This is a genomic window from Collinsella aerofaciens (assembly GCF_040910325.1).
Taxonomy (GTDB): Bacteria; Actinomycetota; Coriobacteriia; order Coriobacteriales; family Coriobacteriaceae; genus Collinsella; species Collinsella aerofaciens_BL.
This window is the reverse complement of the sequence record NZ_JBDGAV010000004.1, coordinates 22810-49423: the sequence shown is the minus strand read 5'-3', so window position 1 is coordinate 49423 and position 26614 is coordinate 22810. Positions and strand designations below refer to the sequence as shown.

At 54.1% G+C, this 26614-nt stretch carries 28 protein-coding genes; 9 read left to right on the top strand and 19 right to left on the bottom strand.

Annotated elements, in window-relative coordinates:
* The 12 genes from AB5Z25_RS02720 to pyrR form a co-directional block, all read right to left on the bottom strand.
* On the bottom strand, positions 1 to 228 hold a 228-nt coding region (locus AB5Z25_RS02720), incomplete at its 3' end, for a hypothetical protein (RefSeq protein ID WP_368134730.1).
* Entirely contained in the window at positions 225 to 938 is a 714-nt protein-coding gene (locus tag AB5Z25_RS02715; protein WP_368134729.1) for a helix-hairpin-helix domain-containing protein, read from the bottom strand. The genes AB5Z25_RS02720 and AB5Z25_RS02715, both read right to left, overlap by 4 nt.
* 214 nt (positions 939 to 1152) lie before the next feature.
* The gene (gene thiI / locus AB5Z25_RS02710; RefSeq protein WP_022094718.1) at positions 1153 to 2397 is read right to left on the bottom strand and encodes a tRNA uracil 4-sulfurtransferase ThiI; all 1245 of its coding nucleotides are present in this window, start codon (positions 2395 to 2397) and stop codon (positions 1153 to 1155) included.
* Complete coding sequence (locus AB5Z25_RS02705) at positions 2398 to 2679, bottom strand: DNA-directed RNA polymerase subunit omega (protein ID WP_035138532.1); 282 nt, start codon at positions 2677 to 2679, stop codon at positions 2398 to 2400.
* A 5-nt stretch (positions 2680 to 2684) separates the two neighbouring features.
* Positions 2685 to 3254 carry a guanylate kinase gene (gene gmk, locus AB5Z25_RS02700; RefSeq protein WP_006236131.1) on the bottom strand — a complete coding sequence of 190 codons (570 nt, stop codon included), beginning with the start codon at positions 3252 to 3254 and terminating at the stop codon, positions 2685 to 2687.
* A complete protein-coding gene (gene mihF / locus AB5Z25_RS02695; RefSeq protein ID WP_006236130.1) occupies positions 3255 to 3563 on the bottom strand; it encodes an integration host factor, actinobacterial type in 309 nt (102 codons plus the stop codon).
* A gap of 239 nt (positions 3564 to 3802) precedes the next feature.
* The gene (gene pyrF / locus AB5Z25_RS02690; protein ID WP_368134728.1) at positions 3803 to 4519 is read right to left on the bottom strand and encodes an orotidine-5'-phosphate decarboxylase; all 717 of its coding nucleotides are present in this window, start codon (positions 4517 to 4519) and stop codon (positions 3803 to 3805) included.
* Positions 4513 to 5421, bottom strand: coding sequence for a dihydroorotate dehydrogenase (locus tag AB5Z25_RS02685; protein ID WP_006236128.1), 909 nt, complete (start codon positions 5419 to 5421; stop codon positions 4513 to 4515). The genes pyrF and AB5Z25_RS02685 overlap by 7 nt, the downstream gene beginning before the upstream one ends.
* Before the next feature lie 14 nt (positions 5422 to 5435).
* Positions 5436 to 6203 carry a dihydroorotate dehydrogenase electron transfer subunit gene (locus AB5Z25_RS02680; protein WP_368134758.1) on the bottom strand — a complete coding sequence of 256 codons (768 nt, stop codon included), beginning with the start codon at positions 6201 to 6203 and terminating at the stop codon, positions 5436 to 5438.
* Positions 6204 to 6319: 116 nt separating this feature from the next.
* Positions 6320 to 7609 (bottom strand): dihydroorotase, encoded by a 1290-nt coding sequence (locus AB5Z25_RS02675; RefSeq protein ID WP_368134727.1) that lies wholly within the window; start codon positions 7607 to 7609, stop codon positions 6320 to 6322.
* Positions 7593 to 8537 (bottom strand): aspartate carbamoyltransferase catalytic subunit, encoded by a 945-nt coding sequence (locus AB5Z25_RS02670; RefSeq protein WP_035138537.1) that lies wholly within the window; start codon positions 8535 to 8537, stop codon positions 7593 to 7595. Before AB5Z25_RS02670 ends, AB5Z25_RS02675 begins: the two co-directional genes overlap by 17 nt.
* Positions 8538 to 8541: 4 nt before the next feature.
* The gene (gene pyrR / locus AB5Z25_RS02665) at positions 8542 to 9126 is read right to left on the bottom strand and encodes a bifunctional pyr operon transcriptional regulator/uracil phosphoribosyltransferase PyrR (protein WP_138112663.1); all 585 of its coding nucleotides are present in this window, start codon (positions 9124 to 9126) and stop codon (positions 8542 to 8544) included.
* A gap of 452 nt (positions 9127 to 9578) precedes the next feature.
* On the opposite strand from pyrR, the gene rpmB reads away from it, so the two are divergent.
* The 4 genes from rpmB (at position 9579) to AB5Z25_RS02645 (ending at position 14126) form a co-directional block, all read left to right on the top strand.
* Entirely contained in the window at positions 9579 to 9767 is a 189-nt protein-coding gene (gene rpmB, locus AB5Z25_RS02660) for a 50S ribosomal protein L28 (protein WP_022094725.1), read from the top strand.
* Positions 9768 to 10178: 411 nt separating this feature from the next.
* Positions 10179 to 12827, top strand: coding sequence for a bifunctional acetaldehyde-CoA/alcohol dehydrogenase (gene adhE / locus AB5Z25_RS02655; protein WP_138112664.1), 2649 nt, complete (start codon positions 10179 to 10181; stop codon positions 12825 to 12827).
* An 88-nt stretch (positions 12828 to 12915) separates the two neighbouring features.
* Positions 12916 to 13680 carry an aminoglycoside phosphotransferase family protein gene (locus tag AB5Z25_RS02650; protein ID WP_006236119.1) on the top strand — a complete coding sequence of 255 codons (765 nt, stop codon included), beginning with the start codon at positions 12916 to 12918 and terminating at the stop codon, positions 13678 to 13680.
* A 197-nt stretch (positions 13681 to 13877) separates the two neighbouring features.
* Positions 13878 to 14126 carry a DUF6061 family protein gene (locus tag AB5Z25_RS02645; protein ID WP_033121501.1) on the top strand — a complete coding sequence of 83 codons (249 nt, stop codon included), beginning with the start codon at positions 13878 to 13880 and terminating at the stop codon, positions 14124 to 14126.
* A 49-nt stretch (positions 14127 to 14175) separates the two neighbouring features.
* Here AB5Z25_RS02645 and AB5Z25_RS02640 read toward each other — a convergent pair whose 3' ends face one another.
* The 7 genes from AB5Z25_RS02640 to AB5Z25_RS02610 all read right to left on the bottom strand — a co-directional run bounded on the left by AB5Z25_RS02640 (position 14176) and on the right by AB5Z25_RS02610 (position 21848).
* A complete protein-coding gene (locus AB5Z25_RS02640; protein WP_368134726.1) occupies positions 14176 to 14862 on the bottom strand; it encodes a sensor histidine kinase in 687 nt (228 codons plus the stop codon).
* A gap of 334 nt (positions 14863 to 15196) precedes the next feature.
* Positions 15197 to 15874 carry a response regulator transcription factor gene (locus AB5Z25_RS02635; protein WP_368134725.1) on the bottom strand — a complete coding sequence of 226 codons (678 nt, stop codon included), beginning with the start codon at positions 15872 to 15874 and terminating at the stop codon, positions 15197 to 15199.
* A gap of 19 nt (positions 15875 to 15893) precedes the next feature.
* Entirely contained in the window at positions 15894 to 17966 is a 2073-nt protein-coding gene (locus tag AB5Z25_RS02630) for an ABC transporter permease (protein WP_055228677.1), read from the bottom strand.
* Positions 17956 to 18723: an ABC transporter ATP-binding protein gene (locus AB5Z25_RS02625; RefSeq protein ID WP_033121505.1), complete on the bottom strand. Its 768-nt coding sequence runs from the start codon at positions 18721 to 18723 to the stop codon at positions 17956 to 17958. The genes AB5Z25_RS02630 and AB5Z25_RS02625 overlap by 11 nt, the downstream gene beginning before the upstream one ends.
* Positions 18724 to 18800: 77 nt before the next feature.
* Positions 18801 to 19988 (bottom strand): sigma-70 family RNA polymerase sigma factor, encoded by a 1188-nt coding sequence (locus AB5Z25_RS02620; protein WP_033121506.1) that lies wholly within the window; start codon positions 19986 to 19988, stop codon positions 18801 to 18803.
* A gap of 35 nt (positions 19989 to 20023) precedes the next feature.
* Positions 20024 to 20731 (bottom strand): hypothetical protein, encoded by a 708-nt coding sequence (locus AB5Z25_RS02615; protein ID WP_055228676.1) that lies wholly within the window; start codon positions 20729 to 20731, stop codon positions 20024 to 20026.
* 10 nt (positions 20732 to 20741) lie between these two features.
* Entirely contained in the window at positions 20742 to 21848 is a 1107-nt protein-coding gene (locus tag AB5Z25_RS02610; RefSeq protein WP_033121508.1) for a DUF6076 domain-containing protein, read from the bottom strand.
* Between the two features lie 222 nt (positions 21849 to 22070).
* Here AB5Z25_RS02610 and AB5Z25_RS02605 point away from each other — a divergent pair, with 222 nt between their 5' ends.
* From AB5Z25_RS02605 to AB5Z25_RS02585, 5 genes are all read left to right on the top strand, one after another.
* On the top strand, positions 22071 to 22691 hold the full coding sequence (locus AB5Z25_RS02605) for a CHC2 zinc finger domain-containing protein (protein ID WP_033121509.1): 621 nt from the start codon (positions 22071 to 22073) through the stop codon (positions 22689 to 22691).
* Entirely contained in the window at positions 22666 to 24039 is a 1374-nt protein-coding gene (locus tag AB5Z25_RS02600; RefSeq protein ID WP_227351978.1) for a DNA primase family protein, read from the top strand. Before AB5Z25_RS02605 ends, AB5Z25_RS02600 begins: the two co-directional genes overlap by 26 nt.
* 382 nt (positions 24040 to 24421) lie before the next feature.
* On the top strand, positions 24422 to 24655 hold the full coding sequence (locus AB5Z25_RS02595; protein ID WP_229028283.1) for a type 2 periplasmic-binding domain-containing protein: 234 nt from the start codon (positions 24422 to 24424) through the stop codon (positions 24653 to 24655).
* A 346-nt stretch (positions 24656 to 25001) separates the two neighbouring features.
* The gene (locus tag AB5Z25_RS02590; RefSeq protein ID WP_368134724.1) at positions 25002 to 26291 is read left to right on the top strand and encodes a plasmid recombination protein; all 1290 of its coding nucleotides are present in this window, start codon (positions 25002 to 25004) and stop codon (positions 26289 to 26291) included.
* An 18-nt stretch (positions 26292 to 26309) separates the two neighbouring features.
* Entirely contained in the window at positions 26310 to 26612 is a 303-nt protein-coding gene (locus AB5Z25_RS02585; RefSeq protein WP_033121834.1) for a hypothetical protein, read from the top strand.
* Positions 26613 to 26614 lie beyond the last annotated feature (2 nt).

Here is a 26614-nt window from a genome sequence, read left to right as displayed (position 1 = left end):
CTTCAAAGGGGCAAGCCGCGCACAAGATTGAGCCAGCACAACGAATACCGCCGCCGCAAATGGAATGGCCCATAGCAGCCCGACCGCCGGCGTCCGCTCTCTCAGCAGCGCATCTGCGGCCACGTTGAGCACCAAGGCGCAGCTCACGCACATGCCGACACACAGGGTCATCGTCCATGGCATCAGGGGCCGCGGAGGCATCACATGTTCGCGCTCGGTCGCACTCATACGCAGATGCAATCTTTGATTTTGGCAAGCTTCTTCTCGCCGATTCCCGACACACGCATCAGATCGTCAACCGAGGCAAAAGCACCGTTCTTTGTCCGCTCATCGATGATCGACTGTGCCATGGAGGGACCGATACCCGAGAGCGTCTGCAGCTCTGCCGCGCTTGCCGTATTGATGTTTACCAGTCCTGTTGCGCCACTCACGCCCGATGATGCGGAAGTCCCACCATCAACACCGGCTTCCGCAATGGGCGCCTGCTGCTCCCCTACCGTTGGAACGTGAATCTTCTGCCCATCGACGACCTTAGATGCCCGATTAAGCCCCGTAACGTCTGCCTCGGGCGCCAGCCCGCCGGCGGCATCGATCGCCTGAGCCACCCGGGCGCCGTCCTTGAGGCGATATACACCGGGCGACACAACGGCGCCATCGACATCGACATAGACCTCTGCGGCAGCAGAAGCCTTAGACGAAGAGCCTTCGGATGTCTTTCCGCTCGAGGCATCGCCGGATCCCGGCTCCACCAACGAGCCTGAACCGTCAGTGCGCTCAAACGACACGCCGCCGGCATCGCCGCCAAGGTTCGCCATCGCCAAGCCGCTCGCCATCGCCATGACGACCAGTATCGCCATCACCACTGCCTTATGACCGAGCAGCTTGCCCGCCCAGCGGTCCATCTTTTTGACCCGTTCGTGTTGCTCGCGCTGCGCCATAGCAAACACCTCCCAACACCATCGTGTCAGGAAACGAGCACCGCAGCCTCCGCACGCCCACACCGTTTTTCGCGGTCAAACCAAAATCTGACCAAAACCTTGCGAGAAAATGTCCATTTATTCAGGCACACGTCGACAAATGAACAATTTGGAAACAAACGCGCAGATAAATAAAGGCCGACGATACAAATACATCGTCGGCCTATGCACAAATTTACTCGTGATCTTGGTAAATCTCACGCGGAGCAAGCTCCGAATGTTTGCGTTTTAAGGTCTTAGGGGCCTTATACGTGTTGCTCTCGAAGTCAATGTACTCGGTCTGCTTGAGCAGGCGCTCGATCATCTCCTCGTGATCGAACAACTCCCAGGCCTCATGCACGGCATCGAGTTTAGCGTGCGTCTCGGGACGGCGCGGCATAAACAGCGTGCAGCAGTCGGGAGCGGCCTCAGTCGAGATATCGAACGTACCGATCTCCTCGGCGCGCGCGATGATCTCCTGCTTGTCCGAACCGATGAGAGGACGGAACACGGGGATCTTCACGGCCTCGTTGACGGCCATGATGTTCTCAAGCGTTTGGGAGGCAACCTGCCCAAGTGATTCGCCCGTAACGATAGCCTTGGCACCCTCGATGTGTGCAATGCGCTCGGCAACCGAATACATAATGCGGCGATACATAATCACGCGCAGGTTGCTGGGACAGGTGACCGAAATCTCACGCTGGCAGTCGCCAAACGGCACCACGTACAGGCGGCCGATCTGGACACCTGGCTCAAGCGCACGGATGATGTCCTGCACCAAATACTCGCTCGTATCGGGCGTCTGCGGACGACCGGAGAAATGTACCGGCACGCACACCGCGCCGCGACGCGCGAGCATCCAGGTCGCCACCGGAGAATCGATACCCGACGACAACAGCGTCACGACCTTGCCGGCAGAACCCACCGGCAGACCGCCCACGCCACGCTCGGAGCGCGCATACACGTAGACGCTACCCTGGACCACCAGTACGTGCACCATCGCATCGGGGTCGTGCATTTGAACCTTTTTATCGGGGAAGGCCTCGCACAGTACCTCGCCCACCTGACGATTGATATCAATCGAGGTGAGCTCATAGTCAGTATTGGAGCGCTTGGCGTGCACCTTAAACGAATCGAAAGGACCAAACTCGCGCAGTGCCTTCACGGCGGCGGCGCAGTACTCTTGCGGGTCGCGGTTGGTGTGATACGCCAAAGACACACGAGCAACGCCGGGAACGGTGCGAATGACACGCGCCGCCTCATCGGCCTGATGCTCGTTAAAGGTCACGAGAATATAACCGGAAATTCGAGACACGGCATTCACGGAAAAGGCGGCCAAGGCCGCCTTGATGTTATCCATGAGAATATGCTCAAAATGTGCGCGGTTCTTACCCTTCAGTCCAACCTCGTGATAGTGGACCAGGCAGACGCGAGCCGCCATTTAGGCTTCAGCAACCTTGTGGCCGAGCGCCTTCTCGTAACGGGCCTCGTCGTAAGAGATGTCGCCGTCGACAATCTCGTCCATAGCCATCGAGATGGTATCGGCACCGGAAAGCCCGATGGTGATGTCATCGACATCCTGGACGGCAAGCACGCGGTTGTGCTGGCCACGCAGCATGCTATTGATGTCGCAGGCGCGCTTGGAGGCAAGCGAAGCGAGCAGGAAGCGGTTGTGATCGGTCTTCTCCAGAAGATCGTCAATGCAAGGCTTTACAACGGACACGGACCTCAGATCCTTTCATGCATATCGAGAACGCGAACGAGCTCATCGGTCGCGCGGTCGAGATCGTCATTCACCACGACGTCGTCGTAGCGGTCGGCAAGGGCAAGCTCATCGGCGGCGTTTGCCATACGCAGCTCGATTGTCTCGGGCGTCTCGGTACCGCGACCGACCAGACGCTCGCGGAGTACCTCAAGCGAAGGCGGCTTGATAAAGATCAGCACGGCCTCGGGGAAACGCTCCTTCACCTGCAGGGCACCCTGGACATCGATCTCCAAAATCAGAGATGCGCCAGAGGCGAGCTTGGATGTGACCTCGCTCACCAACGTGCCGTAGCAGTTACCGTGGACCTCGGCCCACTCAACAAACTCACCGTTTGCCACGCGGCGGTCGAACTCCTCGCGCGTCAGAAAAAAGTAGTTGACGCCGTCGACCTCACCTTTGCGTGGTGCTCGCGTGGTAGCCGAAACCGTCAGGCCCAGGTTCGAGCGGCGCTCGCGCACACGAGTGACGAGCGTACCCTTGCCTGCGCCTGACGGTCCAGAAATCACAAAGAGCTTGGAATCCTGAGCGCTCACTTATTTGGTCAGCTGCTCGAGGAGCTGCTCGCGCTGACGGACGCCGAGGCCCTGGACGCGACGGGTAGCGGAGATACCGAGCTCCTCCATGATCTTGGCGGCCTTGGCCTTGCCATAACCAGGGAGAGACTCGATGAGGGTGGAAACCTTCATGCGGGAAGCGATGGGGTCATCGGAGTTGAGCACGGACTCGAGGGACTTCTCGCCCTTCTTAATCTGCTCGCGAAGCTCAGCGCGGGCGTGACGTGCGGCAGCAGCCTTCTCAAGAGCCTGCTTGCGCTGCTCATCGGTAAGCTGAGGGAGTGCCATTCGTACCTCCAAAAAGTTAGGTTATATCTGATTCAATAATTGGCATTTTAGCACGTAGAACGTACAAAATGCCCAATCGCGGCTCCATAGGTTAGACGATACCCGCAAAAAGTGCAATATACTGCGCCCAAAGTTAAGCCCCTGACCTGCGATTCCACACAAAGGATGGGAAAGTTTACGCAGGCACAGGGGCTATTTTGTGCTAATGAGACCCAAAAGTGGTGACTTAGGGGAATCTTTTACGCGACGTTTTCGACCAGCTCGGCGACGATGGCGTCAAAGGCGGCAACCGGATCGTCGGCACCGGTGATGGGACGGCCCACCACAATGTGGCTTGCACCGCGCTCGATAGCCTGGGAAGGCGTCGCCACGCGGGACTGGTCACCAAGGGCGGCACCCACCGGACGCACGCCCGGAGTCACGATCAGGGCATCGGGACCCAGCAGCTCACGCATGTCGTGAGCCTCCATCGGCGAGCACACGATGCCATCGATACCGTTGGCCTGAGCGAGCTTTGCAAGGCGGGCGGCCTCCTCGGACACGGGCGACTCGACGCCGATCTCGCTCAAGGCATCCTGATTCATGCTCGTGAGAACGGTGATGGCGACGAGCTTGGCGCGGTCCTCGCGCGCCTCCTCGGCACCCTCGCGGCAGGCAGCGAGCATGGCGCCCGAACCCAAGCCGTGAACCGAAAGCAGGTCGGCACCGGCAAGCGAGGCCGAACGGGCGGCACCGCGAACCTGATGCGGAATATCATGGAACTTAAGGTCAAGGAAGACCTTAAAGCCCAGGTCCTTAAAGGTCTTGACGATCTCGGGGCCCTCAGCGTAATAGAGCGTCATGCCAACCTTGAGCCAGGCGGCATGGCCCGAAAGCTCGTGGGCGAGCTCGAGCGAACGTTCACGATCGCAGTCGAGGGCGACGATTACGCGGTCGCGGGCATCGGTCTCTAGCATTCGAAAGCACCTACCAGCTCGTTGATGTCCTTTACGCCCTGGGACTCGGCCCAGGCCTCGAGCTCATGCGCGATCTTGAGCGAAGCGCACGGATCGACGAAGTTGGCCATGCCGACCGACACGCAGGTGGCACCGGCCAGGATAAACTCAGCCGCATCCTCACCGGTCATGACACCGCCGACACCGTTGATGGGGATATCGACGGCCTGGGCAACCTCCCAGACCATGCGCACGGCGATGTGGTGGCACAGCGGGCCCGAAAGGCCGCCCTTGGGCTTGGCCACGCGGGACTTGCGGGTATGGACGTCGATGGCCATGCCCTGAATGGAGTTGATGACCGAAAGGCCGTCGGCGCCGGCAGCCTCGAGGGCCTTGGCGATCTCGGCGACGTTGACCGGCGCCATCTTCACGAACAGCGGCTTATCGGTCACCTTGCGGCAGGCAGCCATAACGGAAGAGGCGCCCTCGGGCGTGGAGCCCATGGCGGCACCGCCGGCGGCGATATTGGGGCAGCTCACGTTGATCTCGTAGCCGGCAGCCCAGGGGCACAGCTCGACATACATCTCGAGTGCGCGGACAAACTCGTCAACGGAGTGGCCGGCAACCTGACAGATGACCTGGCAGCCGTCCTTGGAGAGCTGCTCGAGCCACGGACCGGACTCGCGAGCAAAGGCGGCCACGCCGGGGTTCTGAAGGCCCACGGAGTTGATCATACCGCCGGGGATCTCGGCCATGCGGGGCGCGGGGTTACCGGGCCAGGGCTCGGCTGCGCAACCCTTGGTGGTGATGGCGCCCAGTTGGGAAACATCAAAGAAGTTCTGGAACTGCCAGCCGTAGCCAAAGGTACCGGCTGCGGTGTTGATGGGGTTTTGCATCTTGACGCCGCCGAAATCGACGGCCATGTTCACGGTACCCACTAGAAGACCACCACCTTGGAAGCATCGAACACGGGGCCGCACATGCAAGCGCCCTTCATACCGTCGACCGTCTCGACATTGCAGGTGTTGCAGGCGCCAAAGCCACAGCTCATCATGCGCTCAAGCGACACCTCGCAGTACGCACCGGCCTCGGCGGCAGCGGCGGCGACTTTCTTCATCATGACAGCGGGGCCGCAGCTGGCGACGTAGTCGTAGCCGCCCTCGCCGAGCAGCTCGGCTGCCGGGTCGGTGCAAAAACCGTGCGTGCCGAGCGTGCCATCATCGGTGCAAACGTTGACCGTGGCGCCCAGCGCGCGGAACTCATCGACACCCACGGCCTTGGAAGCGGTGCCAAAGCCCAGGCACACGTCAACATCCACGCCCTGCTCGGCAAGCATACCGGCAAGACACAGCACAGGCGGAACGCCGATGCCACCGGCGACGAGCAGGGCCTTCCTGGTGCCCTCGGGTACCATCCAGCCACGGCCACCGGGGCCCAGCAGGTTAGAGGTGGAGTCAGGGCCCATCTGGGACAAACGACGGGTATCGTCGCCCACGACGGCGTACCACAGCTCGACGGTGCCGGCCTCGGCGTCGGCGTGGTAGTAGCTCAGGGGCACGCGAAGCAGCGAGGACGCATCGCCGGGTACGGCGATGTTCAAAAACTGACCGGGCTTGAGCGCACTTGCAAGCTTGGGGGCCGAGATGACGAGCGAGAAGATGCCGTCGGCGATCTCCTGGTTCGAGACGACCTCGAAGTCGTGCATGCGTGCAGTGGAAGGTGTGGGCATAGACGCTCCAATCCCCCATGCGGTTGCATGGTCAAAACGAACAGAAAGCGCGGCACCGCAAGGGCGCCGCGCACAAAAGCGATAAGGCTATGCTAGCAGATGCAGCCGTCGGCAAGCGTCTGCTTACCGCCGACAAACACATCGGTGGCACGACCGGTGAGCGTGCGGCCGGCAAAACCGGAGTTCTCGGCGCGCGACTCGTAACCGTCCTCGCCAACCGTCCAGGTGGCGGACGCGTCGAACACGGTCAGGTCGGCAACGGAGCCCGCCTTGACCTGAACCTGGTCGAGGCCCAGGATCTCACGCGGCTTGATGGCCATGAGCTCGACCATACGGCCCATGCTCATCTTGCCCGTGTTGACCAGCTCGGTGAGTACGAGCGACAGCGAGGTCTCGAGGCCGATCATGCCAAAGGGCGCAAGCTCGAACTCGCGGGCCTTCTCCCACGGGGTGTGGGGAGCGTGATCGGTGACGATAACGTCGACGGTGCCGTCGATGACGCCCTGACGAATGGCCTCGGCATCCTCCTCGGTACGCAGCGGCGGGTTGACCTTGAGCGAAGTGTTGTAGGTCTCGTCCAGGTCGTTCTCGGTCAGGAACATGTGGTGCGGGGTGGCCTCGCAGGTAACCTGAACGCCAGCGGCCTTACCGGCACGCACGATCTCCAGACCATGGGCGGTGGAGATGTGCTGGATGTGCAGCTTGGCACCGGTCAGCTTGGCGATCTCGATGTCGCGGGCAATCTGGAGCTCCTCGCCGGCAGCCGGCCAACCCTCGAGAGCCAGACGGGTCGAGACCTTGCCCTCGTTGATCTGGCCGTGGCCGACCAGATCCTCGTCCTGGCAGTGGCTCATAAAGACCTTGCCGAACATCTTGCCGTAGTCCATGCAACGACGGAGCATGCCCGCGCCCTGCACGCCGCGACCGTCGTCGGTGAAGGCGACGGCGCCGTGGGCGACCATATCGCCCATCTCGGACATGGCCTCGCCCTTAAGACCGCGGGTCATGGCGCCCGACGGATAGACGCGGCAGTGGCCGACCTCGGCAGCGCGGGCCTTGACGAACTCCACGACAGTGCCGTTATCGGTGACGGGATCGGTGTTGGGCATGGCGCACACGCCGGTGAAGCCGCCCTTGGCAGCAGCACGGGTGCCACTCTCGATATCCTCTTTGACCTCGTAGCCGGGCTCGCGCAGGTGCACGTGCATATCCACCAGGCCGGGGACGAGATACTTGCCGGAAAGGTCGCGGACCTCGGCTCCCTCGACGGCGAGGTTCTCGCCGACCTCGGCGATCTTGTCGCCGTCAATCAGGACGTCGACGACACCGTCAAGCTCGACGGACGGATCGACGACGTGGGCGTTCTTAAGAAGCAAGGCCATTATCGGCACCTCCAAGCAGCAGATACAGGATAGCCATACGCACGCAGATGCCGGCGTAGACCTGCTCCAGGATGACGGAGCGTTGCGGGTGGTCGGCCATGTAGGAGTCGAACTCGACGCCGCGGTTGATGGGGCCCGGGTGGCAGATGATCGCATCGGGCTTCATGAGCTTCTCGCGGTCCTTGGTCAGACCGAAGAGCTTGTGGTACTCACGAATCGTGGGGAACGGTGCGCCCTCGAGGCGCTCCTGCTGCACGCGCAGCATATAGACGACGTCCAGCTCGGGCAGGACGGAATCGAGGTCGCTCGTCACGTGGTCGCAGCCCAGGACCTCGGGCGCCGGCGGCAGTAGCGTGCCGGGGGCGACGGCGTAGGTCTCGCAGCCCATGATCTTAAGGGCGGGAATCAGCGAGCCGCACACGCGGGAGTGCGCGATATCGCCGACGACGGCGACCTTCAGACCGTGGAAGTCACCCTTGTGCTCCCAGATGGTATACAGGTCCAGCAGGGCCTGCGTGGGGTGGTTGTGCTTGCCGTCGCCGGCGCAGATAACGCTCGCGGGCGAGTTCTGCGTGACGATGTAGGGCGCGCCGGCGTGCTTGTCGCGCACGACGATGCAGTCGATCTTGTAGGCGTTGAGGGTCTCGACGGTGTCGACAAGGCTCTCGCCCTTGACCGTGGAGGTCGAGGAGCCGCCAAAGTTGAGGCTGTCGGCCGAAAGACGCTTCTCGGCGAGCTCGAAGGAGCTGCGGGTGCGCGTCGAGGGCTCGTTGAACATGTTGACGATGGTCTTGCCCTTGAGCGTGGGGACCTTCTTAATCGCACGCTCGTTGACCTCGGAGAACGCCTTGGCGGTCTCGAGGATGAGCTTGATGTCCTCTTCGGAGTACTCGGTAATGTCGATCAGGTGCTTATGGTTGAACGCCACGGTACTACTCACCTCCCAGCGGCGCAGAACCCACGTGGGAGCCCGGCGCGACGTCGTTGATCTCGACAGCGGTACGGCCGTCGACTTCCTTCATATATAGGTGCACGTTCTCCTCGTGCGACGAGGGAACGTTCTTGCCGACAAAGTCCGGCGAGATGGGGAGCTCGCGGTGACCGCGGTCAACGAGAACTGCCAACTCAATGCGGCTCGGACGGCCCAGATCCATGACGGCGTCCAGAGCGGCGCGAATGGTACGGCCCGTGTACAGGATGTCATCCACCAGCACGACGCGCTTGCCGTCGACGCTAAAGGGAATGTTGGTGGCGTGGATCGCGGGAGCGAAATTGGTCGCATAGTCATCACGGTAGAAGCTGATGTCGAGGCTGCCGAGCGGAACCTCGACGCCCTCGATCTCCTTGATCTCCTCGGCGAGCTTCTTTGCCAGAAGGTCGCCGCGCGTGACGATGCCGACCAGAGCGAGGTCTTCACAGCCCTCGTTGCGCTCGAGAATCTCGTGCGCGATGCGGGTCATCGCTCGGTTGACGGCGGTCTCGTCCATGATGACCGCCTTGGGGGAAGTCGTGCCCATCGATCTCCTTCCTCACATGTCTTGACTGCTGACACAGTCAAAAAAATAGATGCCCGACCGCTCAAAGCGGACCAGACACCCACAAGGAAGGGCTGCTCTATGGCAGCTATGTAATTCCATGTGGGTATCTCGTACCCCTTTAATGGTCAAGGGATAGTGTAGCCAACCTCGAGCTTAATTGCGAGCATAAATACGGAGCAATCCGTAAACGGAGCCCAACGCTCAATAAACCTATATATATTTGTGGGACGAGCTTGAAAACCTTGTTGCGAGCTGGCATAATCCCCTCTGCTGCACGCAAATCGGATCTACGTCCAGGGCCGTGGCGTGGGCACTATCGCCAAAAGAGAAATATCTCTGTGTAGATTACGCACAGGGAGCTGCTTCTGTGCTATAGTTCAGGCTTGTTTGTTAACGCGACATGTTCGTTTGTCGCCCAAGGAGGGTCAGTTATGTCCAAAGTTTGCGAAGTTTGCGGTAAGCACCCCGTTGCCGGTCGCTCCATCAGCCACTCTCACCGCGTCACCAACCGTAAGTTCCGCCCCAACATCCAGCGCGTTTACGTCGTCGTCGACGGTCACCGTCGCAAGATGAACGTTTGCTCCACCTGCCTCAAGTCCGGCAAGGTTGCGCGCTCCTAAATAAGGTCTTACCAACAAGTACCTCGGACTCTCCGGGTCAAAGACCTCGCGTTCACATAGAACTTACCAAAGGCGCCCTCCCCTACGGAGGGCGCCTTTTTGGTTTATTGACTACCAACTGATCGTAAGACGACAACTACTAACATATGAATATGCAAAAGTCGTTCTCGATAACCCGACGCCTTTAAGCCAAAAACCCTCTGGAACCAAATGCTGGCCAATACGGCTTCAGGGCACCTACAAGGCGCAAAGCATCCGATCTTTCCTACGCTAAGTAGCATAATTTAGTTGAAACGATTCATTTGATTGAAGCGTTTTAGTATGCCTTTTACGGGAATCTGACCGTTTACCGAATTATTTCTTGCTATCATGCAAGGCGTAGGGTAAATCTCCGATCGCAAGGAGACACAAATGGTGAAAAAGTCACCGGAAAACACTACTCCCGCCATCGTGGACAACGTGGAGGCGCTTGAGGCCAAACTCAAATCTATGCGTGAGGCCCAGGCTAAATTCGCTGAGTACACTCAGGAGCAGGTAGACAAGATCTTCTACGAGGCTGCTATGGCCGCCAACAAGGCTCGTATTCCTTTGGCCAAGCTCGCCATCGAGGAGACAGGCCGTGGCGTTCTCGAGGACAAGGTCATCAAGAACCACTACGCCGCTGAGTACATCTACAACGCATACAAGAACACCAAGACCTGCGGTGTCATCGAGCGCGACGACGCTTACGGCATCACCAAGGTCGCCGAGCCGATCGGTATCGTTGGCGCTGTCATCCCGACCACCAACCCGACCTCCACGGCCATCTTCAAGACGCTCATCTGCCTGAAGACCCGTAACGCCATCATCATCTCCCCGCACCCGGCAGCCGCCAAGTGCACCATCGCCGCCGCCAAGCTCGTTCTCGACGCAGCTGTCAAGGCCGGTGCTCCTGAGGGCATCATCGGCTGGGTCGACAAGCCGTCCATCGAGCTGACCAACATGGTCATGCGCGACGTCGACATCATTCTCGCAACCGGTGGCCCGGGCATGGTCAAGGCTGCTTACTCCTCCGGTAAGCCCGCACTCGGCGTCGGCGCCGGCAACACCCCGGTCATCATCGACGATACCGCGGACATCAAGCTCGCCGTCAACTCCATCATCCACTCCAAGACGTTCGACAACGGCATGATCTGCGCTTCCGAGCAGTCCGTCACCGTCCTCGACTCCATCTACAAGGATGTCAAGGCTGAGTTCCAGCGTCGCGGCTGCTACTTCGTCAAGCAGGGTGCCGAGATGGACGCCCTGCGTGCCGCCATGTTCAAGAACGGCGCACTCGATCACCGCATCCCCGGCATGGCTGCCGCCAAGATCGCCGAGCTCGCCGGCATCGAGGTTCCCGCCAAGACCAAGATCCTGATCGCCGAGGTCACCTCCACCGATCCCGAGAAGGAAGAGTTCTCCCACGAGAAGCTCTCCCCGGTCCTCGCTATGTATCACGCCAAGGACTTCCAGGAGGCCGTTGACAAGGCAGAGCACCTCGTCCTCGCAGGTGGCCCGGGCCACACCGCCTCTCTCTACGTGCACCCGGCACAGAGCGAGAAGATCGCTAAGTTCCAGCACGTCATGAAGGCCTGCCGCATCGTCATCAACACCCCGTCCTCGCACGGCGGCATCGGTGACCTCTACAACTTCGGCATGAAGCCGTCTCTAACCCTGGGCTGCGGCTCCTGGGGTGGCAACTCCGTCTCCGAGAACGTTGGGGTGAAGCACTTGATCAACGTCAAGACCGTGGCAGAGCGCCGCGAGAACATGCTGTGGTTCCGCGCACCCGAGAAGGTCTACTTCAAGAAGGGCTGCACGCCCGTCGCACTCGACGAGCTCGGCACCGTAATGGGCAAGAAGCGCGCCTTCATCGTTACCGACCAGTTCCTCTTCAAGAATGGCAACACGCGTGCCATCGAGGCCAAGCTCGATGAGATGGGCATCGCTCACGACTGCTTCTACGACGTTGAGCCCGATCCCTCCCTGCAGTGCGCACGTCGCGGCGCCAAGCAGATGACGCTCTTCGAGCCGGATGTCATCATCGCCGTCGGCGGCGGTTCCGCAATGGACGCCGGCAAGATCATGTGGATGATGTACGAGCACCCCGAGGCGAACTTCGAGGACATGGCCATGGACTTCATGGACATCCGCAAGCGTATCTTCACCTTCCCCGAGATGGGCAAGAAGGCTTACTTCGTCGCCGTCCCGACCTCTTCGGGCACTGGCTCCGAGTGCACGCCGTTCGCCATCATCACCGACAAGGAGACCGGCATCAAGTGGCCGCTCGCCGACTACGCGCTGCTCCCCAACATGGCTATCGTCGACGCCGACAACTGCATGACCGCCCCGAAGGGCCTCACCGCAGCTTCCGGTATTGACGTCATGACCCACGCCATCGAGTCCTACGTCTCCATCATGGCTTCCGATTACACCAAGGGCCTCTCCGAGCGCGCCGCAAAGCTCGTCTTCGAGAACCTCCCGAGCTCCTTCACCAACGGTGCCAAGGATCCGCACGCTCGCGAGGAGATGCACAACGCATCCTGCATGGCCGGTATGGCATTCGGTAACGCCTTCCTGGGCCTCAACCACTCCATGGCCCACAAGCTCGGCGCTTTCCACCATCTGCCCCACGGCCTCGCAAACGCAGTCATCCTGACCCGCGTCATGCGTTACAACGCCGCCGAGGCTCCTGTCAAGATGGGAACCTTCTCTCAGTATCCTTACCCCAACGCGCTGCACAACTACGCCGAGATGGCTCGTTACTGCGGCATCGACGGCAAGGACGACCGTGAGGTCTTCGAGAACTTCATCACCAAGCTCACCGAGCTCTGCGACTTCATCGGTGTCAAGCACACCATCGCTGAGTACGGCGTTGACGAGAAGTACTTCCTCGACACCCTCGACGAGATGACCGAGCAGGCATTCAACGACCAGTGCACCGGCGCTAACCCGCGCTACCCGCTCATGAGCGAGATCAAGGAGCTCTACCTGGACGCCTACTACGGCCGAGAGCCTCAGGATTACGCCGTCTGCTAGTTCTAGCACGGTTTTTAACGGCGGGGGTGCACGGGTGTTTCACACACCCCCGCCGTCGCTTCTATCGCATCGTTGAAAGGATGCAACCATGCTGCTACCCGATTCCAAGACCGAGCTCGTCCGCCGTGGCAACAAGGTCGTTTACGACCTGGGCGACAAGATCGTCAAGGTCTTTAACGAGACCAAGCCCGTCTCCGACGTGTTCAACGAAGCTTTGAATCTTGCCCGCATCAATGAGTGCGGCATCCGCAGCCCCAAGGCTCTCGAGGTTTCCCAGCTCGAGAACGCCAACGGCTGGGCGCTCGTGACCGAGAAGGTTCCGGGCACTACCCTTGCCGAGAAGATGACTGCCGAGCCCCAGCGCTTTGGTGAGTACCTCGAGATGTTCGTCGACCTCCAGATCGAGATCCACGGCTACACCTCCCCGCTGCTTAACCGTCAGCGCGACAAGTTCGCCCGCATGATCGACAGCCTTGATCAGCTCAATGCCACCACGCGCTACAACCTTCAGGAGCGTCTGGACGGCATGACCAAGGAGTTCAAGGTCTGCCACGGCGACTTCAACCCTTCGAACGTCATCGTCGGCGACGATGGCCAGCTGTACGTCTGCGACTGGGCACACGCCACCCAGGGCTCCCCTGCTGCCGACGTTGCCACCACCTACCTGCTCTTTGCCCTCAACAGCAAGGATCAGGCCGAGGCCTACCTGGAGCTCTACTGCGACCGCGCCGACATGCCCATGCAGGTCGTGCGTCAGTGGACGAGCATCGTCGCCGCATCCGAGCTCGCTCGTAAGCGCAACGTGAACGATGAGTTCCTGAAGAACTGGATCGACGTCGTCGATTATCAGTAATATCTGAGCGATTCGCTTCGCATCGGAGGCACAAAGAAAACCCCGCAGCTCATTGGCTTAACAGTGATAAGGAACTAATTTACTTATCAACTGTTAGCTGACGGTTTCCGGGGTGCATACGGACAAATCCCGTCTGATTTCTAACAGAAAGTCAGACGGGATTTTCGCTTTATATTACGAATTATGGAGGACATACCATGAAAACCTTAATATCTTGTGCCTACAATATGGATAATTGCTGTGTGGAAGTGAAATTCAGCGACGGCAGTATGATTGCGATTGACACTATCGTCGTTGAGAACGAGATTGCTGACAATATGTATCAGCGGTCAGAGCTGGATTATTTGATCTACAACGCTCCTTTGGAGTATGCAGACCTTATCTTGAACGGCGATCCCGAAACCTATTTGAAAACTGTAACAGAATACAAGCCTTGGGATAGCTGACAACACGCTGCCCGCAGGAGAAAATCCTGCGGGCGTTTTTCTGTTTATATTATTTCCCTCCGTTGGATCTCAATTTAGGAAAGAAGATGACAATCTTGAAGCTCTTTCCCCACTGGGAAGCTGCTTCCAGATGAAGATTTAGATCGTCGGCCATCTTCTTAACCAGGTAAAGTCCCATACCGGTAGTCTTCTTTCTGCTGTCAGTAGAATCCCCGGTAAAGCCCTTTTGAAAAATGTACGGCAGATTATATTTTTTTACGCCAATGCCGTTATCTTCAACAGAAAGGATATCTGCAGTCTCCGAATGTATCACGGAAATTGTAAGCATGGGACTATCGCTGCTATATTTGATGGCATTGCTAACGATTTGTCCCAACATAAACTGAAGTCCTCTACGGTCTGTATAGACTGTTTCAGATTGCAGTTTGTTGAGAATGACAAAATGCTTCTCTTCAAGAAGTGGGGCATAGTCCTCCAGAACTTCACCCAAGCAGTCATTCAAATTGACATCCTCAAATCGGTAATCCTTTGTACTGCTCTTCAACCGGGCATAGTACAGCATCTGCGTGACATCCTCCTGAAGCTGACTGCGGACATAATCCAGCTTTGCTTGCAGGGAAGGAGAGATTTCATCGTTCCGGTTATCCAAGAGCATGGTCAGCAACGATAGGGGCGTTTTCGCTTCATGTGCCCAGCCCTCCACGTATTCTTCATAGTCCCGTAGGGCATCCGCCATATTGTTACTCTCGTTTTGTATTCCCGTAAAACCGAAGCCAAAAATCGGACAGATTCTCCTTCTTTCTGACTAATGGCACTGAGCAGCCGTTCTTCATTGCAGATGGTAGGATCACTGAGGAAATCTCGGAACAGTTCCATGTGGGTGTTCTCCCTCTTGTTTAGTACAAACAGAATCGCTGAAAACAAAAGGATGCTCGTCAGAACTACTAACCCGATCAAGGTTTGAAATACCTGAATGTCAGAAATCCAAAGAATGACAGCGCAAAAGCAATCCACGCCCAGCAGCAACAGAAGCCAGGGGTAGTACCGTTCTATCATGTGCCAAAGCTGCTTCATAGAGACACCTCCGCTTCCAAACGGTAGCCCATTCCTCGAACTGCAACGATTCGCTGCTTCATTTCAAGGGCGGACATCGTTTTTTTCAGCCGGGTTAGGTTAACCTGCAAGGCATTTTCATCTATGTATTCCGTGTTTCCCCATAGTGCCATGCAAAGCTGCTCCGTCGTGACCAGAGCATCGCCGCCGGACAAAAGAGCGACCAACAGTTTTCCCTGATTTTTTGGAAGCACCACAGAGGTATTATGAATATAAAGCGTGTAGGTCTGCTGGTCTAACAGGAAATCTGGTCCCTCTATGAGATTGGTACGGCCTTCATACCTTTTGAGAATATTGGATACCCTGGCAAGAAGTCGATCTTTTCTGCACGGCTTCGTCAAATATTCATCGGCACCCAACTGGAACGCTTGCAGTTCATCCTTTACCTGATCTCTGGAAGTCAGCACCAGGACGGGGATAGCAGTTTTATTCTTTAGCTCCTGGCAGATTTGAAAGCCACTGATCTCCGGCAAGTTCAGGTCTAAGATCACAAGGTCAGGGCGGAGGGCTGCCAAGAGCCGAGCGGCATCTTCAAACTCGGTAATTGCCTCCACAAGATAGCCGTCCTTTTGGAGCATATCGCAGAGTTCTTCCCGCATATAGACTTCATCTTCCACAACAGCAATTCTTTTCATGACAGCACCTCCTTCCAAATTATTCTTCTCTCTGCGGCTGCATCAGTGTCAGCAAATACCGATCACTGGAGCGCTTGACCACTCTCATATAAATATATTCTATCACGCAAAGTAGTAAAATCATAGCAGCAGATACAAGCAGCATTTCAGACACTGTCCCACGGGTTCGGGACGAGAGTATCCCTGTAAATAACGCCCTGACTCCAAACAGACTGCTGACAGCCGCAACCAATACAGGAAGTCCCATAAACCAGGTAATTTGCTTTCCAGCAGACTGGCAAAGGGTTTCGTAAGTAGCTCCCAGGCGGATCAGGGTCTGGTATCTGCGCCCGGTTTTCTGCTGACTCATCAGGAACTGAACACCCACGATGGTGTTGGCAACTACCAGGAAAACAATCGCAAGATAGAGGGTAATATAACTGGATGCTATGGTGTAGAAAAGCTGACGACCTATATTCTGAAGATAGCTTTCATATTCAATGCCAGTTTCGTCCAGCTTCTCGTTCAAATCCAAATATGCAGTCATAAGGCTATTTCCATCCAGAGCCTGCTCACTGAGCACCGCATTGACATAGGTATCATACATTCCCTGGCTATAATATAGGAATGCTTCATCCGGAAGAATCAATGCAAAGGACAAGGTTATAGAACGGTCCGTGACCAAATTCACAGACTGAACCTCTCCTGTAAGATGAATCGGACTACCATCCAGTTCCACCTTGGGCTGTCCGGCCAATACTTGGTTCAGCATTGCGGTACGACTTACCGTAGTAAACTCTGTATCAATATAGACAGCGGCCTCCTTTTCGCCTAATTGGAGAGCCGGTTTGCCGGACAATTCCAACAAACGATTATAGTCCGATAAACAAATCAAATATGGGTATGTGGCATAACCAAGATTGTTCAGAAGGACATCCCGGTCTTCCGACTGGGGCAGGCTCCGAAGAGAGTCCATAACAGCGTCCATGCTGTAGGCATTATCATAATCTTCTGTGGTGCGAATACGCCCAACCCTCATTTCAAAAAGCTCTGAAAATTGATTTTCCAAACCGTTTTCTTTCAGGGCTGCCTTTATATTCGGAAGAACCTGCGATGAATCTTCTGCAGTATGATCTTCAAAAGTATAGTCGATTACATGGCCAGAAGACAGGCTATTCGTTCCTGCAATTCCTACGCCCGCACCAAAACAACACAGCGCCGCCAGAATCAGCAGGGAGCTGATGGCCATGGAGGTTGACTGATGAATAACATTCTCCTGAATCTGCCGGAAGGTAAATACATGAAGCTGCTTATTTCCTTTTCCTTTCTTAACAATCAAAGCAATCAGCGCACGCATCCCATAGAAAAGCAGCATCGTACCAACTATGCCCAACAGCAAAGTCAGTCCCATCATACTTACCTTTGTCCATGCAATTCCCTGAATCGCCATGTAGTAAGCCACTGCCAACATCACACTTCCGCATATAGCAGCCAGTCCATAGATAACAGATGGCATTTGCTTTTTGGGGCGGTTCGTTGGCTGGGATAGCAAAGTACCGATCTCCTGGCGGCTGATTCGTCCACTCAAAATCAGAAGTGCCGTCAGCTTAATTGCCAGAAATCCTGCCAGCGTCCATTCAATTGCAGACCAGGATAAAGAAAACTGATGACCGATGATCCCCATGCCTACCAGCTTGGCGGTGACAAGACTGACAATTTCTGAAAGCACCACAGCCACAGGTAAGCCTATGAGCATGGCAAGAATACTGGTCAGGAAATCTTCCGCCAGAAGCATACCAAACAGTTTACTTCTACGCATCCCCAACATTAGATAAACACCAAACTCATGCCGTCTGCGCTCGAACTGATACTTGCAGGCAAAATAGATCAAAAAGAACAGAATACCGAGGGTCATCCCATAAAACGCAGGAATCAGAAGCAGGAGTTTGTCAACTGCGTCACTCTCCATTTTCTGCAAAAAGAGCATCACATCTTGAGTGGAGATGGAAAGAATCATGTAAAAGGCAACAATAGAAATCACCAGGGAGCTGAAAAACAGACCGTTTTCCTTTCGGCTGCGGTGGCTGTTCCGAAGAATGAGATTAGAGAACATTTGCGCTGCCCCCTCCCAGTTGCGCCATCACCTTCAGGATGCGCCCGTAGAACTCCTGCTGGCTTTCGTCTCCACGCCGAAGCTCATGAAAGATCACGCCGTCCTGGATGAACAGAATGCGCTTGCAAAAGCTGGCGGCATTGGAATCATGGGTTACCATCAGGATCGTAGCTTGTTCGTCACGATTCAGGCCGGACAGCTTCTCCATAAGACTTCTTGCGTTCTTAGAATCCAGCGCACCCGTCGGTTCATCGGCAAGGATCATTTGGGGATGTAAGATCAGAGCCCTTGCTGCCGCAACACGCTGACGCTGGCCGCCGGACATCTTGGACGGAAACTTATCCAGAACATCAGTGATTTCCAGATAGTCAGCCAACTGCTTCAGCCGCTGGCTGCTTTCTGCTTCGGATACCCCATGCAAGGAAGTCGGGAGCAGGATGTTTTCCCTGCCAGTCAGGTTGTCCAGCAATTCAAAGTTCTGGAATAGATAACCAACTTTTTTGCCACGGTACTCTGCAAGAGCCTTTCCCTTGAGGGATTGCAGAGTATCGCCTTCCACCTGAATGCTTCCACCTGTGGGTTGAATCACAGTCGCAATACAATTGAGCAGTGTGGATTTACCGGAACCGCTGCTTCCCATAATGCCGAGAAACTCTCCCGGCATCACCTGGAAGGTGATCCCATTCAGTGCCTTTGTTTGACTTGGCACATTGCCATAGATTTTTGTTAAATTTTCAATATTCAAAATGGGTTTCATGTGAATACCTCCTATCATTTGTAATAAAATGATAGCATGGGAACACAGCAAATACCACTTACAGTGGTTGTAAGGATTCAAGATATAAGTGGCGGCTCAAGGGGGACGAGCATATATTTTGTAAGAGCATCAGGCGACAATGATAAAATATACCGGATCGCCTCCTTGGCAAACCAGTTCGTTTTAATTGTATCCCAATCAGCAAGTCGGATAATCTCTGCTGTGCCGTTCTCAAAATCAACTGAAATTTCGCCCCATTCGCCGTCGCAGTCTGCTTGATATTCGTAGATTGCGGCGGCGATTTTCTTTTTGCGCTTGGTTTTGGTTTTCTGTTTCAGCCGGACAGCATGGAGCGCACCTTCGGCAACCAGCAGTTCTGTCAGTTTGTCCACCGCTTTCCGGTAGGCTCGCTCTGCACCGCTGGCTGTGCTGCCCTCAAACATAATCGCCAATTCTTCAAAAGTGGGGCGGTTCTTCCATGAGCCAACTCGCCCGCAGGTCATACAGATTGCTAACCGTTTTTCGAGCAAGGTCTGTTCCCGGTAATTCAGCTTCTCAAATGCCCGCTGTACCTTTTCTGCTTGTATGCCGTTCCAGAGGATGTCGGTATAGTTCCAGCTATCGTCAAGGGCTATATCCTCGCCTGTTTCCTCGCCGTCCTCGTCCGTTATATAGAACGGCTGCTGGTTGCGGATTCCACGGACAACTTTCAGATATTCTTCCGCAAGAGCAAGGTCGCAGTTATACTTCTTGGAAAACTGGTTGACCGCATCTTTGGTGTTATGGTACAGCCACGCCATTGATCGCACCATTTTGTAATTGGTCAGAGAGGATACCGACCATTTTTCTTCGCCCATGCGGAAACGGAGCATAGAATCCCAGATGAACGGATAGATGTATGTAGCATACTCCGCACCCTTGGCAGGATCATAGTCCATCAGCTTTTGGAGCATTTGCTCCCGGCAGGAGATCTTTATATCGATAAATCGGTCTGTGTCGTACAGATTGCCGCCGTCCACACTGAGAAAGCCTTTGATGCGCTTGTTGAGCTGCGTTTCGTAGTGGTGCAGAAAGAACGAAAAATATAGCAAATTCTTTTCCCGCAAAGCAGACAGGATATATTCATTCAGACTGTCCACCGCTGGCGGTTCCGGTTCCAGTTGGAAGATGCGCTCTGCCACATAGGGGATGATGCCGTCACCGTGTGGATTAACTTGGTGCTTCGGTATGTATCCGGTCATGTTCCACGAAAAATCATTTAGCATAGCGCACCTCCCTTCTAAGTAATCAGCGGGAATAATTAACCATAATTCCAAGTTTGTCTTGCAGCATTTATATTATCCAGAAGAACAGATGCAGGATTTGCCTCGTAATAGTACGTGCTCATATCCAAAATGCCTTCTTCCATTTCACCCCACTCTGCTGTGCGAGAAACAAAGATTCTATTATATACACACCAATCGCATGTGGTGGTGAAAGCAGCAATATCTGCAAAGTCTTTTGGAAATACAATTCTTCTTCCATTTGATGTTGGCTTAAGATAGTTCTCCATTATTTCTTTGAAATTCTTCAGATCATAATCCGTAGCGTTTTCCAAAGCTTTACAGACAATCAATTCTTCGTGCGTGAATTCTGTAAGTGTTTCTAAATGGTTTGCAAGAATTAGACCATAAATAACGCAAACCTTTGGGCATTCTGCATTTACGGTTTGTTTGAACAGATTGGCTACGATAATAGCCTTTTCCGGGCTGGAGTTTACATAGTTGTAAAGCTCGTTCAATCTTCTTTCGAGATTAAAGCCAGATGCAAGACCGTTCAGTAGATGGCCGAGTTTGAAGGTATTGTATTCAGATAGAAGATCATTTCCTATTCCGCCTACAATTCCCGCAACTGGGTTTACTACGCCCAACACACCAATAGAGCCAGAACGGATTATTTTGGTCATAGGATTGTCCATAACCCGGCTAAGCGCATTCCCAATATCAGTTAAATCATATTTCTGTGCCATTACATATTCCTCATTTCGTCCGTAATTTTGCTTCTTTCTTCAAAGCAGCCTGTCCCATCTCTTTTTCGTAATCACCTTTGGCATAGGCGACATTGCTCAGCGCTCGAAGCATTTTATCCTTTGCCAGCTTTTTCATAACCTCTGCAAGATCAGCGTCCAGAGTACCACGCTTCACATAGCGGTTTATGGTGTTCAGCCGTTTCTCATAAATCTGTTTCACCGGATGATCGTCCGCAAGCTCCCGTTGTTCTCTGCCTTTCAGGTTGCCGATCTGTCGGCAAGTGCGGTGCAGCTTGTCCCCCGGTGCATAGCCGCCGCAGTATTTGGTGTGCCTTGCGTTGGTGGTGAGGAACCACTTGCCGCAGATTTTGCATTTTTTCGGGGCATGACCAACACATAAGCCCTCAAAAAGATCAGACCGGAACATCCCTACAAAGGATACATAGTGCATCCGCTTGACCAGCTTCGCAACTTTTTCGCCGGGACGGATGACCGATATATACTGAACGGAATTATTCAAAGTAGACATCCAGGCATTGCCCTCCGTGATAGAGAACTCCGGCGGAAAATAGTCGCCGAACATTTTTGCAAAACCCTCTGCGGTGCGTTCTGCTTCATTGCCGTCTGATTTTTCTGCAAAATCAAGCATGGCCGTTTGGTATTCCCCAAGGGAGTATGCCAGATGCCCGAAAACTGCGGTATAGCGTTGGAGCATCATCGCATCGGCAAAGTTCTGGATTTCTTCAAATTGCAAAGAATTGGTTGCGGCTTTTATGGCAAACTCCACATATTTCAGCGCATTGTCCACAGTAAAGACTTTTTCAATCCGTTCTCTGTGCTTTGAGATATTCATATAGGAGAACGGCGGTGTTTGACTGAGAATATCAAGCATCGTCAGAGCAGCTTCCGTTGCAATAGGACAGAGTGCAGAAGCATCCTGTCCGGCGTTTAATATTCCAAGCAGCAGATTGATTTTCTCGCATTGCTCGTTCATCTTTGCGATGGTATCCGCAGGGACATTCAGCGCATCACAGGCAAGAGCGCCGACAGGAAGTGTTTTTCCCTCATATATGACCGTATCCTGCCAAAAATCCAATGTCATCAGTTCTTGGTTCATGCTTGCCCCTCCTGTCCTGTTTTTTCATTTTCTTAATTCTATCATGCTAATGTAAAGAAATCTACATCTATCCATAAGTTGTCCTGTTTTTTGAAACGGGGTTGTCCTCCGATTAGCCTGTTTTTTGAAAAATCCGGCATAACCATAGTAGAAGGAGCCAAACCCCTGCCAATCACGGCGGGTGTTTCGTGCTTTCTAAATACTATGAACGGAGGTTTTTCTATGACAATCTATGAAATCATCAAGGCGGCAATCAGCGTAAAGCAAGCCGCAAAACACTACGGGCTGAATGTCAACCGCAATGGTATGGCTTGCTGCCCGTTCCACAACGACAGGCATCCGAGCTTGAAGCTGAACGAGGATTATTTCTTCTGCTTCGGCTGCGGAGCCAAGGGGGATGTAATCGACCTTGTGGCAAGACTGTTCGATCTGAGCAGTTATGAAGCAGCGCAAAAGCTGGCTGCGGACTTCGGGCTTGACCCGAAACCGCCCACTGCCGCAGCTATGGTCAAGCCAAAGCGTCCCTATATCCGTCAGTTCCGGGAGAATGAAATGCTGTGTTTCCGGGTGCTGACGGATTATCTGCATCTGCTGGAAGATTGGAAAATACGATACGCACCCAAGACACCGGAAGATGCTCTGGATGACCGTTTTGTGGAAGCCTGCCAGATGCACTGCTATATCGAATATATGGCAGATGTGCTGACGGTGGGTGATCTGGAAGAACGGGTGGCATTGGTGGACAAGCTGATGCAGGACGACAAAATTGCTTTTCTGCAAGAGTATACCGCACGAAAGAAAAAGGAGGTGGCGCACCGTGGCGAAGAACCGGAAAACGCCTAATATGAATTTTCCTGTCTGGTTTGACGGGCAGAACATCAACGAAGCTCTGTTTTGTGAAGAATTTCTGCATGAGCGCAGAATCATCTTCGCAAACGGAGCTTTTTTCACGCCCGATGGTCGAGTGACGGATGACCTTCCTCTGCGTGGGGAGATTTACGACAAGCTGAAATTTTGTGCCGTGAACAACATCCCACGGAAGATCACCAACATTCTGGAAGTGCTGAAACTGGAAGCGCAGGTGTCTGACTTCCCTCCGGAGCAGGATCGCATCCATGTTGCCAACGGTACGCTGCTCTTGAACGGCACTTTCACCGAAGGCAGACCGGCTATCGTGCGAAGCCGTCTGCCTGTCGGCTATAATCCCGATGCTCCTGCACCGGTGATCTGGCTGAACTTTCTGGATGGGTTGCTTTACGCCGAGGACATTCCAACTTTGCAGGAGTTTATCGGCTATTGCCTGATTCCCTCCAACAAGGGGCAGCGCATGATGGTGATTAAAGGCAACGGTGGCGAGGGTAAATCTCAAATCGGTGCGGTGCTGTCCACCATCTTCGGCACGAATATGAAAGACGGCAGCATCGGGAAGATTTCTGAAAACCGTTTTGCCCGTGCCGATCTGGAACACATCCTGCTGTGCGTGGATGATGATATGCGGATGGAAGCTCTGCGTCAGACCAACTATGTAAAATCCATCGTGACTGCACAGGGCAAAATGGACTTGGAACGCAAGGGCAAGCAGAGTTATCAGGGCTGGATGTTTGCCCGGTTGCTGGCATTCAGCAATGGTGATCTGCAAGCCCTATATGATCGCAGCGATGGTTTTTACCGCAGACAGCTTGTGCTGACCACCAAAGAAAAGCCCATGGACAGAGCCGATGATCCTGACCTTGCAGAGAAGATGAAAGCTGAAGCCGAGGGTATCTTCCTGTGGGCATTTGAAGGCTTACAGCGGCTTGTTGCCAACAACTTTAAGTTTACGGAGAGTGACCGTATCCGGAAAAACCGGGAAGCGGTCAAGCGTGACAACAACAATATCTTTGATTTCATGGAGTCGGAGGGATACATCCGATTGAAAGCGGATGCTTCCATCAGCTCTAAGGATTTCTATGAAATCTACCGGATGTGGTGTGAGGAAAACTCTCTTGCACCGCTGAAAGCCCGTAGCTTCAGCGATGCCATGATTGCCAATGCCGGGAGATTCAATCTGGAGCATTGCAACAACATCACCAACTCTGCCGGACGGCGGGTGTGGGGCTTTATGGGCGTGGAAGCTGTGGCAAGACCTCATATAAATGGATTTTACGATGTTTCGCCGTGTACGTACGTACCGGAGGACTGGCGGGATTGATTTTGCCAGTCATGCTCTGTACGTATGTACGCAGCATTTACCCCTGTTTTCTTCCGTTATAGGAAACAGCAGCTTTCAAAGCTGACCTGTTTTCGGGCATTAAAAATCAATGGTAATGGAAACAGCAAAGTTTTTGACCGCAGGACGAAACTATTTCACGAAATCGTGCTTCTCTGAACCGTGTACCCTGTTCACGGAACAATGGGTGTTTTCACTGTTCCAGACCAAACCACACAAAACGGCAAAGTGGGATATGGTCATATATGGACAGGACATCACAAGCGAAATTCTGAACGGATTTCGGAGATTGCAGATTTTTCACTGTTCGGTGCATCCACTCCACCTTGGAGCGCAGAGGTTGCACCGACACATGAACTGAATTATGGAGGATTTTATCAATATGAATATACGCAACGAAATAAAGGCACAGATCATCCGTGCCGGGATGACCATGCAGGAAGTTGTTGACCTGCTCTCGGACGAGTACGGATGGAGCGACAGCGTTTCCAACCTGTCCGCAAAATTACAGCGGGAAAGTATACGATACAAGGAAGTATTGGAGCTTGCCGCTGTGCTTGGTTACGACATCGTATGGCAGAAAAGACGGGAGAAGTGATACCCCGGCAACAGCCCTCCGCATCTCCCGTCCCCATAGGCGCACCGCAGTGCTGCCCATGGACAGGCAGTGAAAGATACGGTTTTCGCTGCCATCGTCTGCAAGAAATGTTCCGCAGAACAGCTTCATGCAGACGGGCTGACCAAGGTAAAAGGCGCAGACATTTTGCCTTGGTCAGCAGAGGTCACCGCAGTGACCGCATTCCCCCTCGGGAGAGCCCTCGGAGAGCCCACGGCACTTTGTAGCCAGCATGGATGAAAGTGTAATAGTGGGTTATTACACTTTGAAAAAGTGCCGTTCCTCAGCCCTCCGCTGTCTGCAAATCTTAAAGAAAGGACAAAAATCTATGGCAAGAAATGATGGAATTGATCGTACCTTAGCCAGAAATCAGGACTTGGAAACTCCGGATGATGTGACAAAAGTACAGGAACACAATGAGCGTGAAAAAGACCGTTATTCCAATGTGGACATCGTGCCGGAACGTACTGCGCTGAATGTTCACTTCAAGTCTCCCACTGACGATTATGTAAAAATGTTTGAGCAGATGGAGCAGGACAAGATCATCTCCACCAGAGGGCTGAAACCGGATGCCGTCAAATATGGCGAGTTGGTTTTCGATGTGAACTCCGCTTATTTCTACAACCACGGCGGCTATGGGTTTGCAAAACAGTTTTATGCCGATGCCTATAAAGCCGCCGTGGAGATCGTGGGCGGTGAGCAGTATATCCTCTCCGCTGTAATGCATGCCGACGAGCGCAACCGGGCAATGTCGGAAGCTCTGGGTGAGGATGTGTACCACTATCACCTTCATGTGGTTTATATCCCGGTGGTGGAGAAACAAATCCTGTGGTCGAAGCGATGCAAGGATGAATCCCTCCGGGGAACGGTAAAGGAAACGATCACACAGGTCAGCCGCAGTAAGAAGTGGGAATCCAAACCCGTTCTTGATGAAAACGGAAATCCTATGTTGAACGCAAAAGGGAAAAAGATTTTGAAGTCGTCCTACAGTGTGCTGCAGGATGACTTTTTCAATTTCATGCGAAACGCTGGTTATACCGATGTAGAGCGTGGAGAATGTGGCAGCACCGAAGAACATCTGACGGTGACACAGTTCAAGGTACAGGCCGAACAGCAGCGTTTGGAAGCTGTGACCGGACAGGTGGCACAGGCCGAGCAGAGCTTAGCGGATGCCAAAGCTGCCACGGAGAAGCAGAAAAAGAAACTGGAAGCTCTGAAAAAGGAAACTCAGGCTGCTAAGTCTGTTGCTATGACTGCACATGAGATTGAGTCGATGGGCAAGAAAAATCCCATTACGGGAAATGTTACCATGACGGCGGATGAGTGCCGCACGCTAAAGGATTATGCGGTCAGCAGCTTTGCGGAAAAGTCTGAGAAGCTGAAATACAAGCAGAAATTCGAGCAGGCAGATAAAAACGCAAAGATATGGAAAGACCGTTTTGAAAAACTGAACAAAGACTATGAGGAGCTGAAACAAAAAGCCCAGCCTTTCCTGGATGCGATTGAGATTGCATCTGAAAAGGTCTGGGCTTTTATCAATGCCATCCTCGCCAGGGGAAAGGAACTGTATGAACACAAACACCCTGCCCGCAATCGTGGACAGGACATGGAAATTTAAGAAAGGAACTATTTGCCTATGAAGAAAACCGTAGATGAAATTAACAAGATGATTATGGAAGATGCCCCGATGGAAGAAATCAACGATGCCATCGGCTATATTGATATTTGCTCCTGCTTCGATCCGATTTTTGAGCCGCCTATTGATTTTCTGGAAGAATGCCGCAAGCGTTGGGAAGCGGCACAGTCCTCTTTCTGCAAAACCATTGAGTGCAAGATCGGAAACACATGGTATGTGATTGAAACGGAGTGTGATGGAAATGAGCCACTTACCGACAAGGTAAAACGGCTCATTTTTTCTGACAAGGGGGTGATTTGTTAATG

Excerpts from the sequence above, each read along its gene's own strand:
- AB5Z25_RS02620 (WP_033121506.1), bottom strand. The coding sequence starts at position 19,988 with ATGCTAAATGATTTTTCGTGGAACATGACCGGATACATACCGAAGCAC.
- AB5Z25_RS02650 (WP_006236119.1), top strand. The coding sequence starts at position 12,916 with ATGCTGCTACCCGATTCCAAGACCGAGCTCGTCCGCCGTGGCAACAAG.
- AB5Z25_RS02715 (WP_368134729.1), bottom strand. The coding sequence starts at position 938 with ATGGCGCAGCGCGAGCAACACGAACGGGTCAAAAAGATGGACCGCTGG.
- AB5Z25_RS02615 (WP_055228676.1), bottom strand. The coding sequence starts at position 20,731 with ATGGCACAGAAATATGATTTAACTGATATTGGGAATGCGCTTAGCCGG.
- AB5Z25_RS02595 (WP_229028283.1), top strand. The coding sequence starts at position 24,422 with ATGGAGGATTTTATCAATATGAATATACGCAACGAAATAAAGGCACAG.
- AB5Z25_RS02640 (WP_368134726.1), bottom strand. The coding sequence starts at position 14,862 with ATGGCGGATGCCCTACGGGACTATGAAGAATACGTGGAGGGCTGGGCA.
- AB5Z25_RS02635 (WP_368134725.1), bottom strand. The coding sequence starts at position 15,874 with ATGAAAAGAATTGCTGTTGTGGAAGATGAAGTCTATATGCGGGAAGAA.
- AB5Z25_RS02680 (WP_368134758.1), bottom strand. The coding sequence starts at position 6,203 with ATGCACGACTTCGAGGTCGTCTCGAACCAGGAGATCGCCGACGGCATC.
- AB5Z25_RS02585 (WP_033121834.1), top strand. The coding sequence starts at position 26,310 with ATGAAGAAAACCGTAGATGAAATTAACAAGATGATTATGGAAGATGCC.
- pyrR (WP_138112663.1), bottom strand. The coding sequence starts at position 9,126 with ATGGGCACGACTTCCCCCAAGGCGGTCATCATGGACGAGACCGCCGTC.
- adhE (WP_138112664.1), top strand. The coding sequence starts at position 10,179 with ATGGTGAAAAAGTCACCGGAAAACACTACTCCCGCCATCGTGGACAAC.
- rpmB (WP_022094725.1), top strand. The coding sequence starts at position 9,579 with ATGTCCAAAGTTTGCGAAGTTTGCGGTAAGCACCCCGTTGCCGGTCGC.
- thiI (WP_022094718.1), bottom strand. The coding sequence starts at position 2,397 with ATGGCGGCTCGCGTCTGCCTGGTCCACTATCACGAGGTTGGACTGAAG.
- AB5Z25_RS02590 (WP_368134724.1), top strand. The coding sequence starts at position 25,002 with ATGGCAAGAAATGATGGAATTGATCGTACCTTAGCCAGAAATCAGGAC.
- AB5Z25_RS02675 (WP_368134727.1), bottom strand. The coding sequence starts at position 7,609 with ATGGCCTTGCTTCTTAAGAACGCCCACGTCGTCGATCCGTCCGTCGAG.
- AB5Z25_RS02610 (WP_033121508.1), bottom strand. The coding sequence starts at position 21,848 with ATGAACCAAGAACTGATGACATTGGATTTTTGGCAGGATACGGTCATA.
- AB5Z25_RS02605 (WP_033121509.1), top strand. The coding sequence starts at position 22,071 with ATGACAATCTATGAAATCATCAAGGCGGCAATCAGCGTAAAGCAAGCC.
- AB5Z25_RS02625 (WP_033121505.1), bottom strand. The coding sequence starts at position 18,723 with ATGAAACCCATTTTGAATATTGAAAATTTAACAAAAATCTATGGCAAT.
- mihF (WP_006236130.1), bottom strand. The coding sequence starts at position 3,563 with ATGGCACTCCCTCAGCTTACCGATGAGCAGCGCAAGCAGGCTCTTGAG.
- AB5Z25_RS02630 (WP_055228677.1), bottom strand. The coding sequence starts at position 17,966 with ATGTTCTCTAATCTCATTCTTCGGAACAGCCACCGCAGCCGAAAGGAA.
- AB5Z25_RS02685 (WP_006236128.1), bottom strand. The coding sequence starts at position 5,421 with ATGGCCGTCGATTTCGGCGGCGTCAAGATGCAAAACCCCATCAACACC.
- AB5Z25_RS02645 (WP_033121501.1), top strand. The coding sequence starts at position 13,878 with ATGAAAACCTTAATATCTTGTGCCTACAATATGGATAATTGCTGTGTG.
- pyrF (WP_368134728.1), bottom strand. The coding sequence starts at position 4,519 with ATGCTAGAGACCGATGCCCGCGACCGCGTAATCGTCGCCCTCGACTGC.